General features: G+C 69.6%; 11 protein-coding genes. 6 read left to right on the top strand and 5 right to left on the bottom strand.

The window, feature by feature from the left end:
- Nucleotides 1-127: 127 nt before the first annotated feature.
- Entirely contained in the window at nucleotides 128-1,513 is a 1,386-nt protein-coding gene (locus VKA86_18145) for a DUF4397 domain-containing protein (GenBank protein ID HKK73129.1), read from the bottom strand.
- 284 nt (nucleotides 1,514-1,797) lie between these two features.
- Between VKA86_18145 and VKA86_18140 the strand changes: the two genes are divergently transcribed.
- Both VKA86_18140 and VKA86_18135 read left to right on the top strand, forming a co-directional pair.
- Complete coding sequence (locus VKA86_18140) at nucleotides 1,798-2,682, top strand: B12-binding domain-containing protein (GenBank protein ID HKK73128.1); 885 nt, start codon at nucleotides 1,798-1,800, stop codon at nucleotides 2,680-2,682.
- A gap of 43 nt (nucleotides 2,683-2,725) precedes the next feature.
- On the top strand, nucleotides 2,726-3,526 hold the full coding sequence (locus VKA86_18135) for an RNA methyltransferase (protein HKK73127.1): 801 nt from the start codon (nucleotides 2,726-2,728) through the stop codon (nucleotides 3,524-3,526).
- Nucleotide 3,527: 1 nt separating this feature from the next.
- Here the strand turns inward: VKA86_18135 and VKA86_18130 are convergent, their stop codons facing one another.
- From VKA86_18130 to VKA86_18120, 3 genes are all read right to left on the bottom strand, one after another.
- Nucleotides 3,528-6,317: a PAS domain S-box protein gene (locus tag VKA86_18130; protein HKK73126.1), complete on the bottom strand. Its 2,790-nt coding sequence runs from the start codon at nucleotides 6,315-6,317 to the stop codon at nucleotides 3,528-3,530.
- Between the two features lie 96 nt (nucleotides 6,318-6,413).
- Entirely contained in the window at nucleotides 6,414-6,581 is a 168-nt protein-coding gene (locus VKA86_18125; protein HKK73125.1) for a hypothetical protein, read from the bottom strand.
- Between the two features lie 6 nt (nucleotides 6,582-6,587).
- The gene (locus VKA86_18120; protein HKK73124.1) at nucleotides 6,588-6,758 is read right to left on the bottom strand and encodes a hypothetical protein; all 171 of its coding nucleotides are present in this window, start codon (nucleotides 6,756-6,758) and stop codon (nucleotides 6,588-6,590) included.
- A gap of 147 nt (nucleotides 6,759-6,905) precedes the next feature.
- Here VKA86_18120 and VKA86_18115 point away from each other — a divergent pair, with 147 nt between their 5' ends.
- Entirely contained in the window at nucleotides 6,906-7,538 is a 633-nt protein-coding gene (locus VKA86_18115; GenBank protein HKK73123.1) for a class I SAM-dependent methyltransferase, read from the top strand.
- Here VKA86_18115 and VKA86_18110 read toward each other — a convergent pair.
- A complete protein-coding gene (locus VKA86_18110) occupies nucleotides 7,472-9,130 on the bottom strand; it encodes a tRNA uridine(34) 5-carboxymethylaminomethyl modification radical SAM/GNAT enzyme Elp3 (protein HKK73122.1) in 1,659 nt (552 codons plus the stop codon). The genes VKA86_18115 and VKA86_18110 overlap by 67 nt on opposite strands.
- Before the next feature lie 23 nt (nucleotides 9,131-9,153).
- Between VKA86_18110 and VKA86_18105 the strand changes: the two genes are divergently transcribed.
- The 3 genes from VKA86_18105 to VKA86_18095 all read left to right on the top strand — a co-directional run bounded on the left by VKA86_18105 (nucleotide 9,154) and on the right by VKA86_18095 (nucleotide 13,023).
- Nucleotides 9,154-9,885: a class I SAM-dependent methyltransferase gene (locus tag VKA86_18105; GenBank protein HKK73121.1), complete on the top strand. Its 732-nt coding sequence runs from the start codon at nucleotides 9,154-9,156 to the stop codon at nucleotides 9,883-9,885.
- Nucleotides 9,886-10,231: 346 nt separating this feature from the next.
- Nucleotides 10,232-12,292: a chloride channel protein gene (locus tag VKA86_18100; GenBank protein ID HKK73120.1), complete on the top strand. Its 2,061-nt coding sequence runs from the start codon at nucleotides 10,232-10,234 to the stop codon at nucleotides 12,290-12,292.
- A 71-nt stretch (nucleotides 12,293-12,363) separates the two neighbouring features.
- Nucleotides 12,364-13,023 carry a hypothetical protein gene (locus tag VKA86_18095; GenBank protein ID HKK73119.1) on the top strand — a complete coding sequence of 220 codons (660 nt, stop codon included), beginning with the start codon at nucleotides 12,364-12,366 and terminating at the stop codon, nucleotides 13,021-13,023.
- Nucleotides 13,024-13,161 lie beyond the last annotated feature (138 nt).

The raw sequence follows: 13,161 nt of genomic DNA, 5'->3' as shown, positions 1-13,161 counted from the left end.
GATCGAGACACGGGAACTGCCGGTGAACCGCCGACACGAGCTGAAGTACGCGTTCTGAGGGCCGAAACGAGCGGGGCGAGCCGATGGGCCCGCCCCGCTGGGGAATGCACAATCTCGGAGGCACAGATCACCGGTTGAGGGTGGGGGCGGGGGCTTCGCTGGCCACCACAACCCCCAACGGCGTATCCACACTCCCCACCGACCCGATCGCGAAGATCGTGACGATGCCACCGTCCTCGAAGGCCACCCCGTTGAGGTCGAGCGCCACGTCACCCGACGAGGCGATCCGAGCCTCGAGGTCGTAGCTGCCGGCGCCGACGCTCTGGAACGCGGTCGCCGGGTCGCCGAAGCTCACGTCGTCGAACAGGGTGAGTTCCGGGTCGACGCTGTCGACGACGATGTCGACGGTCGGGGCGTCGGGGCTGGCGTGCACGAAGCGCACGAGGGCATTGCCCGTGTCGGGAAGGTCGCCCTCGTAGGTGACGATGGTCGCGCCGATGTCTCCGAGGAAGCCGGTCGCGGCCACGGTGTACTGAACGCCGGGAAGCAGGGTCACCGTCTCGTCGATCACCGGGTCGGCGGCGGCCGGGTCGGCGCCGTGGGCGAAGACCTCGATCTGATGCGTCGCAGCGCTCACGTCGAGGAAGCTGCTCACGGCCTCGTAGGGAACGTTGACCAGCGCATCGACGAGGGCCCCGTCGAGGTAGACGTCGACATTGGGGGCGTCGGGCGAGAAGTGCGCCACGCGCAGATCGACGACGGCCGGATCGAGGGTCAGCACGGTGGTCGTGGCCGCACCAGTGTCGTCGACGGAGACGAGCGCGGTGATCTCGCCGCTCGGCAGCTCGACGGCCCACACGGTGTAGACCACACCGCTCTGCACCGCGACGTCGTCGAAGCTCAGCGCCACGGTGTTCGTACCGGCAGCGCGGACCTGCAGGTCGTAGCTCCCGCCGGGGACCTCTAGGGTGTTCGACGCCCGATCGCGGAAGGCGACGCCGGAGAACAGGGCGCTGCCGTCGGTGAGGGTCACGTCGACGTCACCGACGGGGTCGGCGGCGTGCACGAAGTTCAGACGGGCCACCGAAGCGCTCGCCGCCGGATTCTCGGGATAGACCTCGGCCGCGATCGAAGCCGCGGGCCCGACGGCGGCGATGGTCGCGATGTCACCGGCCACCACGGTGACGACGGTGTCGATCGCGTCGGCACCGCCGGCGGTGCGCACCTTGACGGTGTAGTCGGTACCGGCGGCCACGGCCGGGACCTCGAGGTAGGGGCTGAAGTCGCCGAACTCCACGCCGGGCAGCGACACCTCGTCGCCCTCACCCTCGTTGATGATCACGGTCACGGTGCCGGCGTCGGGCGACAGGTGCGCCACGCGCACGAGTGCGGTCTCGGCCGTTCCACCGGGATCGGTGGGGTTGTCGTCGTCATCGTCGTCGCAGCCGGTGAAGCCCAGGCCGAAGGTCACGACGCCCAGCAACAGAAGGAAGCGGTGTCCCCAGAGTCGCATGGTTACTCTCCTCGTTTCGTTCGCACAGAACGGATCGGGTCCTCCGGTTCCTGGAAGGAAGAACCGGAACGCCATACGCCACTCCCGAACGGAGCGGCGAAGGGTCGGACAGGAGAGGGCCGCCGGAAGGAACGGCCCGCAGGTGGAAGGAACGGAAGGGCGGCGTCACGAGTCGGCCATCGGGGACGACCCCCGTGGTCCCACGGGTTCCGCGAACGGCCGCTTGCCGTCGCCATCGCCCACCCTCTATAATCGTTCAAAACGTTCACCCGGATGCGAGGCCCATGAAACAATCGCTCACACCGCGGAAGCTCGCGCAGGCGCTGGGCGTCAGCGAGAGCTCGATGAAGCGCTGGGTCGACGAAGGCCGGGTGCGTGCCGCGCGGACCGCGGGCGGGCACCGGCGCATTCCGTTGACCGAGGCGCTCCGCTTCGTACGCAGCAGTTCGCTGGAACTCGTGGCTCCGGATGCGCTGGGCTTTCCCGATCTGGCCGGAGTGATGCTTCCCGAGCGCGACCGCCAGCAGGAAGCCACCCGGCAACTCACGGACGTGCTCGTCGAGGGGGACGAGCGACGGGCGTTGGCCCTCGTACTGGGCCTCTACCTGGGGGGCGACTCGGTCGCGGCGATCGCAGACGGGCCGGTCCGGGGGGCGATGGAGGAGATCGGGACGCGGTGGCAGCACTCCGAGGACGGGCTGGTCGTCGAGCACCGCGCCAGTGACATCGTCAACCAGGCGTTGAACCAGCTGCGGAGCTTGTTCCCCGCCCCCGCCGGTGCGATGGTCGCGATCGGTGGTGCGCTGGAGGGGGATCCCTACCTGCTGGCGTCCCTCGCAGCGGCGACGGCGCTGACCACGGAGGGAATCGACGCGATCCACCTGGGGCCGAATACGCCGGGCGCGAGTCTGGCGCTCGCCGCCCGTCTTCGCAGCGCTCGACTGGTTTGGGTCAGCGTGAACCTTCCGCTGGCTTCGGGAACGATCCGTTCCCAGCTGGAGGCCCTGGCCCGGGAGACGGCCGCCTCGGCGTGCCCGTTGATCATCGGGGGCAAGGGGCTGGAGGGGGAGGCGTTGACCGGCGACCTCGAGCGTGTCCCGCGCGGAGCTTCGATCGCCGAGCTGGTCGGGTTCGCGAAGGCGATCGCGTCGACGGACCCACGACCCTGAACGGTGCGGCGTCGCGTCGCGCGCCGGGAACGGAGAGACGATCGTGATCCAGGCATGCCGAGTGGTGCTGGTGGAACCGATGTTCGGTGGCAACGTCGGTTCGACCGCGCGCGCGATCAAGAACACGGGCCTGGGTCCACTGCATCTCGTCGCCCCCTCCTACCGCGACCACGAGGAAGCGCAGCGTTTCGGCCACGGGGCCGAGGACGTGTTGGCCGCGGCCGAGCGGCACGCCACGATGCTGGACGCCGTGCGGGACACGCGGCGGGTGGTGGGCTTCACGGCGCGGCAGCGTCACCGACGGCACAGCCGTGCCCTGCGGGACTTCGCCGAGGACTGGGTGCGCTCGGCGGATCCGGAACCGCTCTCCACGGCACTGGTCTTCGGCCGTGAGCGTGACGGTCTGACGAACGAAGAACTGGACCTGTGCAGCGACGTGATCTGGATCCCCTCGCACCCGGACCATCCGAGCTACAACCTCTCGCAGGCGGTGCTGCTGTGCGGCTACGAATTACTGCTGGCGTGGACGGCCCACGGCGGCGGCGCACCGCGACTCCATCCCCGACGCACGAAGCGACCGCCGGTGTCGCCGCCGGCCACGGCGGAGGAGGTCGACGCCATGCTGTCGCACCTGCGCGCGTCCTTCCTCGCGATCTCCTATGCATACCCGCACACCGTCGATCCGATGGTCAGGAGCTGGGCCGAGGTGTTCGCACGGGCGAAGCTCCAGCAGCGCGAAGCCGCCATGATCCGCGGTCTCGCACAGCAGGTGCTCTGGGCTGCGGGCCATCTGCCGGCGGGTCTTCGCGGCGAGGTCCCCGCCGGCTCCGACGAAGAGGAATAGCTCAGCCGACCGAGGTCCGGGGCGCGGAGGTCAGCACGGTCTGCAGGGCTGCGGCCTCGACGGGCTTGCACAGGAAGTCGTCCATACCGGCCCGGATGCAGGCGTCGCGGTCGTCCTCGCTCACACTCGCGGTCATGGCGATCACGCGGGGACGGTTGGCGCTTCCCCTCGACGACAGGATCCGGCGGGTGGCCTCGATGCCGCCCATCCCGGGCATCTGCAGGTCCATCAGGATCACGTCGTAGTCGCGCTGGAGCGCTGCGTCGACGGCTTCGCTCCCGTCGGCGACGACGTCGGGTTCGAGTCCCAGATTCTGCAGCATGCGCGCGGCCACCTTGCGGTTCACGGCGTTGTCCTCGGCCACGAGGACCCGCAGATCGAGCCTCGGTACGCCCTTCCGGTAAGCCGGGGTCGGGCCGGTCCCGAGGACACCGGCGTGGGTGATCAGGACCGTGGCGAGGGCGTCGGCGCGGACGGGCTTGCTCAGGCGCGCGTCGATGACCGGGGACGACGCGCGGGACAGCACGTCGGAGACGAAGACGATCCGGCTGTCGGGTCGTTCCGCGCGGATGGTGTGGCAGAGCTCGACCCCTTCCATGTCGCCGAGCGACCGGTCGACGACCCACACGTCGGCGCGTCCTCCCTGCGCGGACCACAGCATGGCCTCGGTCCCCGACACGAAAGCGGACACTTCGGCACCCCAGTGACGGAGGAGCTGTTCGATCCAGTGCCGGGTCTCCTGGTGGCGGCACACGACGGTCACGGGCCGGGCACCGACCGCGGAGCGGGGGTCGGGGGCAAGGGGTGCATCGGTGGGCGGGTCGGCGACGGGGAAGGGGAACACGAGGTAGAAGGTCGTACCCTGGCCGACCTCGCTCTCGATCCGCAGGTTGCCACGCATCATCTCGGTGAGCCGGCGCGAGATCGTCAGGCCGAGGCCCGTTCCGCCGAAGCGGCGGGTGGTGGACGCGTCGACCTGCGTGAAGGGCTCGAACAAGGCGTCCAGCTTGTCCGCGGGGATTCCGATGCCGGTGTCGTGCACGGCGATGACGACACCGTCGGAGCCGCGGGCCGACATCCGCACCACGACCTCGCCGCGCTCGGTGAACTTCACGGCGTTCGACACGAGGTTCACGACGACCTGGCGCAATCGCGACGCGTCGCCCTCGACGAAGCGGGGAACGATCGGGTCGATCCGCAGGACGAGCTCCACGGACTTCTCGGCCGCGCGCGTGGCCATGACCTCCACGGAGTCCTCGACGCAGCGCCACAGATCGAAGGGCACGGCCTCGATCAACAGGGCGCCGGCCTCGATCTTGGAGAAGTCGAGGATCTCGTTGATGATGTTCAGGAGGGCTTCGCCGCTGCGATGGATGGTGTCGACGAACTCGCGCTGATCCTCGTCGAGTTCGGTGTCCATGAGCAGGCTGGTCATTCCGATCACGCCGTTCATGGGCGTGCGGATCTCGTGGCTCATGTTCGCGAGGAATTCACCCTTGGCGCGCGTGGCCTCCTCGGCCTGCTTCCGGGCTTCCTCGAGTTCGGCCACGGTGATCGACAGCTCGGTGGCCTGTCGTTCCAGTCGGATCTTGGCCTGCTCGACGTCGGCGGCGAATCGTTTGAGTTCACGATCGTTCTCGATGCGCCGGCTGACGTCCTGCGCCATGCCGAGCACGTGGGTCACGGTGCCGTTCTCGTCGTAGAGCGGGGTGTTGTACCACTCGCACGTGATCACGCCCCCGTCGCGGCGGGAGTTCTGGTTCACCATGTGGCGCCCGCCGCGATCGGCGAGCAGGGCGTCCCAGGTGACCGCCACCGGCTGTTGGTCGACGTCGCGCAGGAGGAGCTCACGCATGTCGCGCCCGAGGGCTTCCTCGGCGTCGTAGCCGAAGATCCGCGTGGCGGCGGGATTCCAGTCGCTGATCACGCCCTTGCGCGTCATCTCGATGCAGGCGAGGGGCGAGTTGTCCATGAGACCGTTGAGGCGTTCGCGGAACTCCTCGAGCTCCAGGCGGGCCTCGTGCTCCTCGGTGACGTCGGACACGGCCCCGTCGTAGTACGCGACCTCGTCGTCGACGTAGATCGGGCGGCTGCTCATGCGGCCGTGGAAGATGGTTCCGTCCCTGCGGCGCAGGCGGACCTCGGCGTTGCGCAACTCGCCGGTCTCGAGCTCGAGGGCGGCCAGGCGTTCTCGCTCGGAGGGCTCGGCGTAGAGGTCGGACGGGGAGACCTCGAGGATCTCTTCGACGCTGTACCCGAACATCCGCGCGAAGGCGTCGTTCACGTACACCAACCCCGACTCGTAGGTGCTGCGGAAGATCCCCTCGTCGATGTTGCGGCTGATCGACTCCAGCAGCGATCGCTGTCGCTCGAAGTGCTGGCGCAGCGCGTCTTCGGGCTGCGAACAGCGGACGATCACGCGGGCCGTCGGGTCGCCGGCCGCTCCCACCGCCTCGAGGTCGAAGGCACGGGGCGTCACCGGCTCCTCGGGTGCCCGCGGATCGAGTCGCACGCGGCTTCCGTCGGACACGACGCGCTCGCATCCCTCGCGCAGGCGCGCGGCCACCGCCGGCTCCAGTGCCTCGAAGGCGTTGGTCCCCTCGTGCAGGTCGCCGCGCCACTCGCCGCGGGCGAACAGCACCGAGCCGTCGCGGGCAAGAACGAGCGCCCGGTCGGCAGGCTCTTCCGCCAGCCGGCGCATCGCACGCGCGTCGGCGCGGCAGCGGTCGAGCTCTTCCCGGAGGTCACCGTTCGGCGGCGCCGGAAAAGCAGTGTCGGGCTCACGAGCCATCGTGGTCTTCGGTTCGCAGGATGAGGGGCACACGGCGGCCCCGACGAACGGGCCGCACGGCCATTCGTCTGCAATCCCGGGACCAGTGGGACGGTCTCAGCCCATCCAGTGCAGCCAGGCGCGCCCCGCCAGCAGCAGGGCGAGGGTGGCGAGGAAGGCCTTCAGGTAGATCCGCCGCGCCCTCTTCTGGAAGAACGCGGCCTCGTCGGGATCGTCGATCAGCTCGCGACCCTCGTCCGTTTCGCGCGCACCGCGCGCGGCCATGCCCACTCAGGTGCAATCGGTCGCCTGGAACAACGACAGGAAGCCGAAGAAGGCGATCACCTGGCCGAAGAAGCTCTTGTCGAGGAACGACGCGACCACGCCGACGGCGATCAGCGGGATCCCCAGCCACATGCGCTTGCGGACCCCTTTGGGCCCGATGTTGCAGATCTGCTCCATGTGCACTCCGTCGTCGTCGAGGGGTCACCCCCACACTACGGGGGACGCCGCGCGGTGGCGAGTGGTGTCCGGCCGCGGCCGGAACGCTCCATGCTGGGGATGGGCGGGATCCCGCAATTGTTCCCGCAACCAGGACGAGGCGAGACCATGCAACGGCGCGTCTGCCTGAGCGTTGGCGCCGGCTGCCACCGCGGCCTGCCCCATCACTACCGGGACTTCGACGTCGTGACGCTCGACGTCGATCCGGCCACCGGTCCGGACGTCGTGGCCGACGTGCGCGACCTGTCCCCGCTGGCGTCCGAACGGTTCGACGCCGTGTTCATGGCCCACCTCCTCGAGCACTTCGAGCGCCACGAGTCGACGGTCGTGTTGAACGAGGTCGAGCGGGTGCTCCGGGTCGGTGGGTTCGTCGAAGTCCGGGTCCCCCACGTGAAGGCGGTGTTCGAGGCCGTGGTCGACGGCGCCGAGCTCGACGAGCCGCTGTACCAGTCGGCCCTGGGTCCGATCACGCCGCTCGACGTGCTCTTCGGTCACGGGCGGAGTATCGCACAGGGCGAGGACACCATGGCGCATCGCACGGCCTTCACGCCGGCACGGCTCGAGCAGGTGCTCCGCGGCGCCGGGTTGCGCGTGGAACTGCTCCAACCCACCGACGGCACCCGCTTCGAACTCTGCGGGATCGCCCGGAAGGTCGGCGAAGGCAGCGAACTGCTTCAGGCCGAGGCCGAGGAACCCGCGTCTTCGGGCGGTAGCGGCCGCGACAGATCCCTGACCATGTAGGTCCCCTGGAGTTCGTAGCCGCGGGCGCGGTAGTAGCGCCGCGTGCCGACCGACGCGATGATCGCCATGCGGCGGTAACCCTGCGACCGCGCGATGTCCTCGGCGCTCTCGAGCAGACGACGCCCCAGGCCGCGGTGCTGGGCCCGCGTGTGGCCGCGGCGGCCGAGTTCCTGGGCGGGTCCGACCACGTGCACTTCGCGCACGAGCGCCGCACCGTGGAGTTCGTCCATGCCCAGGGACCTGCCGAGCGCGCATCCCGGCTCGTGTGGGAGCGACAGCCGCAGGTAGCCGGCGAGCGCGCCCTCGGGCGTGTCGTACGACAGGAAGTGCTCCACGCTCCCGATCGTGTCGTAGCGCCGGTCGTTCGCTTCGACGACCTCGGGCGTGTGTCCCTTGACCTCGCGGCAGCGGATGCAGCGGCACGCGCGCCCCTCGCGCCGCATGCGGTCCTGGATCACCTGGCGCATGTTGGTGAGCCGCGTGCCCTCGACCACGTTCCCGCCGGGGATGTCACGGTACACGCGGTTGATCCGGCAGTACTCCGGGACGCGCTCCTTGCAGTCCATGATCAGTTCGATCAGGTCCTGCTCGTCGTAGGGCCGGTACTCGCCGCGCTCCCACACCTCGTACAGCTCGGCCTTCTCGAGCAGCTGGGTCGAGTAGATCTTGATCTCGTCGGGGCGCAGCGCGGGGTCGCTCCACAGGCGTTCGAAGTCCTCGCGGTCGCTCTCGAGCGTGGCGCCGTGCAGGTTGGGCATCCAGTGCAGCACCAGCTTGAAGCCCGCGGCGCGCAGCCGGGTCATGGCGTCGCGCATCTGCTGGACGGTGTGCCCGCGCCGGTTCATCGCCAGCACGCGGTCGTCGAGGGATTGGGCGCCCATCTGGACCTTGGTGCAGCCCAGCGAGCGCAGCCACCGGATCTCGCCGGCGTCGACGTGGTCGGGCCGGGTCTCGAGCACGAGCCCGACGTTACGGCGCGCGGCCCTCTCGTTCCAGGCGTGGGCCTCGTCGATCGACGCCGCGTCGCGGCCGTTCATGGCGTCGAAGCAGCGGCGGAGGAAGTGCTCCTGGTAGTCCCGCGGATAGCTCGACCACGTTCCGCCCAGCACGAGCAGCTCGATCTTCTCGGCGGTGTGTCCGTTGGCCTCGAAGGCGTCCATGCGCGAGGCGACCTGCTCGAAGGGGTCGAAGCCGTGTTGCTCGGCGCGCATGGCCCCCGGCTCGTCGTGCAGGTAGCTCTTGGGCATGCGGACGTCGGTCGGGCAGAAGATGCACCGGCCGGGGCACGGCCACGGCTTGGTCAGGACCGTCACCGGGGTCACCCCGGAGAGCGTGCGCACGGGCTTCATGCGGATCCGGCGCAGCAGTTCGTCGTCGGCCGTGCGGACACCCGCGCGCACCTGGTGCTGGTAGGCGGCGACGAGCTCGCTCTTGCGGTAGAGTCCTCCGCCGGGGCGCGGGTGCGCGCGCAGCACCTTGAGGACGGCTTGGTCGTCCACGCGCTCGAGTTCCGCAATGGTGTCGAGGGCGGGACCGAGGCGTTCGCCGAGTTCGACCACGGCGGTCGCGGAGAGATCGGTGGGTCGCTTCATGTGCAGAGGATAGCGAGAAGACCGTGGACCGTGCCATCGTTCGTCGTCTGGTCGCCCTGAACCGCGCGTTCTACGAGGAATTCGCCGGAGAGTTCTCGGCGTCGCGGAGCCGACTGCACCCGGGGATCGTGGCGACCTTCGAACGCTGGGGTGCGGTGGGCGACCTGCTCGACGTGGGTTGCGGCGATGCCCGGGTGGGTCACGCGTGGGTCGACGGCACCCTCGGACCGGCCTGGGTGGACGGTCGGTCGCGCTACCTGGGCCTCGACAACGCCGCGGCGCTGCTCGGTGCGCGTCCGCGCCCGGACCAGCCGGGCTTCGACCTGCGCGAGGTCGACCTGGTCGGCACGCCGTGGCACCGCGAGGTCGGGCGTTTCGGCCACGCGGTGAGCTTCTCGGTGCTCCACCACGTGCCGGGCGCCGCGGAGCGGGCCGCCTTCGTCCGCGAGTTCGCCGCCTGTCTCGAGCTCGGCGGCCGGTGGGCGGTGTCGGTCTGGCAGATCCTGCACCGGCCGCGCTTCGCCGATCGGATCCTCCCCTGGTCGACGATCGACCTCGACGACGACGCCGTGGAACCGGGCGACCTGCTCGTGGACTGGCGCCAGGGCGGCCGGGGAGTCCGCTACGTCCACCATTTCGAGCCGGACACCCTGGTGAGACTATTGGAAAACAACGGGTTGCACGTGGATTCGGTCTGGAAGAGTGACGGTCGCTCGGGCGACCTGGGGCTCTACTGTTGTGGCCTTCGGCCGTAGCTTCGGCGGGATTTCATCGGGCATTCAGGGTAGCTTCACGCAGGAACGCTAGGGTGCGCGGCGTCGGTGCTCCCGCTGCCCCACACCCTGCCCCGAGCGACACCTCCCGCGGCGGCCCCACGGAGACCGACCGATCCCGCGCCTGGCCCCGGTGCCGAGACCGGCCGGGTGATGCACCGAACCGGGGTTTCGCAGCGCCCCGTCGAGCGGAACCGATCACCGACACCACGAGCCGCACCGATCGGAGGATCGGCGAGGGGGCGTCTCCGGCGAGGCGCCCCCTCGCACGTGCGGTCCTCGCGCCATGGTGCTAGGCTGCGAGCTTTCCGCTCGGACCGGGATTCCCATGGACCACGACCGCGACATCGTCTCGACGCGGGCCCTCGGGGGTCCACTCGCGCGCCTGCGCATGAGCGAGCGCACCTTCATGGTGGTCGCCGGCCTCGTCGTAGGGGTCCTCGGCGGCTACGGTGCCGTGGCCTTCCGTTGGCTGATCGCTTCCCTGCAGGAGGTCGCCTGGTCGGAGGTCCCCCTCACCCTCGATCTCGTCCGCGACAAGCCGTGGTGGTGGGTCGTCCTGGTCCCGGTGGTGGGCGGGGCGATCGTGGGACCGCTGGTGCACTTCTTCGCGCGCGAGGCGAGGGGTCACGGCGTGCCCGAGGTCATGGCCGCCGTCGCGCTCAACCACGGCTTCATCCGTGCTCGCGTGGTCATCGTGAAGAGCCTGGCCTCGGCGGTGTCGATCGCCAGCGGAGGCTCGGTGGGCCGCGAGGGACCGATCGTGCAGATCGGTGCGGCCCTCGGGTCGACGCTGGGCCAGGTGTTGAAGGTCAGTGGCCGGCGCCTGCGCACACTCGTCGGCTGCGGCGCAGCGGCCGGCATCGCGGCCACCTTCAACGCGCCGATCGCCGGCGCGATCTTCGCCGTCGAGATCATCCTCGGCGACTTCGCGGTGAGCGCCTTCAGCCCGATCGTCATCGCCTCGGTCGTCGCCACCGTCGTCGCCCGGGTGCACCTCGGCGACGTCCCGGCCTTCGTGGTGCCCGACTACGGCATGGGGCACCCGGTGGAGATGCTCGCCTACGCCGTGCTCGGTGTGGTCGCGGCCGTGGTCGCGGTGGCCTTCGTGCGGGTCCTCTACGGCTTCGAGGACGTCGCCGAGCGACTCCCGGTGCCGGGCTGGTTGTTGACGCCGATCGGCTTCGCCGTGGTCGGCGTGGTCGGCCTGCAGTTCCCCGAGATCTTCGGCGTGGGCTACGAGGCGATCGAGGGCGCGCTGCGCGGTGAGCTCGAGCTGCGGATGCTCGGGGTCCTCCTGGTGGTGAAGGTCCTGATGACGTCGGTCACGCTGGCGGCCGGTGGTTCGGGGGGTGTGTTCGCGCCGTCGCTTTTCATCGGGGCCATGACCGGCGGTCTCGTCGGATGGGTGGCCAACCAGATCATGCCGGAGTGGTCGGGACCGATCGGGGCCTACGCGCTCGTCGGCATGGGAGCGGTGGTGGCCGGCGCCACGCACGCGCCGCTCACCGCCATCCTGATCATCTTCGAACTGACCTACGACTATTCGTTGATCGTTCCCCTCATGGCCGCGTGTATCCTGTCGACGCTGGTGACGACCCGTCTGGACAAGGCCAACATCTACACCCACAAGCTGCTGCGCCGCGGGATCGACCTGAGCGCGGGCCGCGAGGTGAACGTCCTGCGCTCGTTGCGTGTGCACGAGGTCATGGACGAGCACGCGGCGACGGTGCAGCCGTCCACGCACCTCGGTGAGATCGTCGACGCCGCGACGCGCGACGGCATCACCTACTTCTACGTGATCGACGACGACGACCGCCTGGTCGGCGCGATCGGCACCCCGGAGATGCGCAATGCCCTGGTCGACGCCGGAACGTTGCGTGATCTGGTGATCGCCGCCGACCTCGCGCGCGACGACGTTCCGGTGGTCACGCCCGAGGACGACCTCGATCGTGTCATGCGGATCTTCGGTGGCAAGAACCGCGAGGAGCTGCCGGTGGTCACCGATCTCGAGTCGCGTCGTTTCCTCGGGACCGTCACGCGTGCACACCTGCTCGAGGCCTACCATCGCGAGTTGATGAAGCGCGACATGGTGGCCGAACTCGCCGGTGGTCTCTCGAGCAGCGAGGCCGACGCCATCCACCTCGGCGAGGACCACTGGATGAAGCAGGTCGACGTGCCGGGGTCCTTCGTGGGCCGATCGCTGCGTGAACTCGACGTGCGCCGGACGCTCGGTGTGCAGATCGTCATGCTGCGTCGCCGGCGGGACGGATCGCTCACCGATCAGAGGGTGGAGATGGTTCCAGGACCCGACACCGAGCTGCAACTCGGTGACATGGTCGTGGCCGTCGGCCCCCGCGACGCGGTGCAACGGTTGAGCGAGCAGTAGCCGGTTTGCCTCGGCGGGCGACGATCGCCTACTCTTGTCGCCGTCCCGAATCCCCCTGCGGAGACGTCATCATGAGGACTTCGTGGCCCCCGGCGGCGACCGCCGCCCGGTGGGTCTCCTGCGCCCTGTTCCTGATGTTCCTCGTGGCGGCGGCCACGCCGACTCCGGCCGCCGACTACTGGCCCGACGACGCACCGCGGACCTACGTGTTCGGCAACGTGGCCGACGAGTCCCGGCTCGCCATCGATCCCTTCGACGCCGGGCGCGCATCCTTCGTCGTGATCGGCCAGGGCTGCGTGATCGATTGGGTCGCCGACGTGGAACCGAACGGACGCCTCACCGTCGACACCGCCACACTGTTCTGCCCCGGCCAGGTGGAGCCCGCGTTGAGCCTGGTCTTCGAGCCCGACGAGGTGCTCTTCGACCCCGCCTGGGCCGGGGGCAACACCCAGCTCCTCCAGGGAACGGCCGGAGGGGTCTCGTTCAATCTCTACGTGCGCGTCGGAGCACCCCGAACGGTGACGATCCCCGAGGGGAGCTTCGAGGCGGTGCAGATGGAGCTGTCGGGCGACCCCTTCTTCGTCACCACCCTGCTGACGGTCGACCTGTCGGCGGAGGCCGGCCCGATCCGGGTCGACGGCCAGGACCGGTCCGCGGTGCTCGACGGCATCGTGTCGACCGAAGAGCGGTCCTGGTCGGGACTGAAGGCACGATACGGCGAGGGGCGCTGACCCCGGGTCCTGCGCCCTCTTCGCCAGTCGTTCCCGCCGACGCCGCGATCCCGCGGTGTACGTCGCCGTGTGTCTATCAAAATGATCGGCAACGACCGGCGGATCCGATCGAAATGATAGGTTCGGGAAACGCCCTGG

The organism is Candidatus Krumholzibacteriia bacterium, from assembly GCA_035268685.1.
GTDB lineage: Bacteria > Krumholzibacteriota > Krumholzibacteriia > JAJRXK01 > JAJRXK01 > JAJRXK01.
This window is presented reverse-complemented; position numbering and strand designations above follow the sequence as displayed.